Consider the following 234-nt stretch of genomic DNA (forward strand, 5'->3'; position numbering starts at 1 on the left):
CCTCCAGCGCCTTGATCCGCTGCGACACCGCCGAGGAGGTGACCGACAGCCGGCGCGCCGCGCCCTCGAAGCTGCCTTCCTCCAGCACCGCGGCGAACGCGGCCAACTGCGGGTGGAGAAGGTCCATGGCGCGCTCCCGGCCGGCGGCCGACATTAGAAATTCTTGACACTGTAAAGGAAAATTAGCTGGCCTTAAGGCGGCCCGGGCGGCAGGATGCGCCATCCCCGCAGTCG

At 67.9% G+C, this 234-nt stretch carries 1 protein-coding gene; it reads right to left on the minus strand.

What is annotated here, in order from left to right; translation table 11 throughout:
• On the minus strand, positions 1 to 127 hold a 127-nt coding region (locus HKX41_13685), incomplete at its 3' end, for a LysR family transcriptional regulator (protein NNC25184.1).
• Between the last annotated feature and the right edge of the window lie 107 nt (positions 128 to 234).

Source organism: Salifodinibacter halophilus, from assembly GCA_012999515.1.
GTDB classification, from domain to species: domain Bacteria; phylum Pseudomonadota; class Gammaproteobacteria; order Nevskiales; family Salinisphaeraceae; genus Salifodinibacter; species Salifodinibacter halophilus.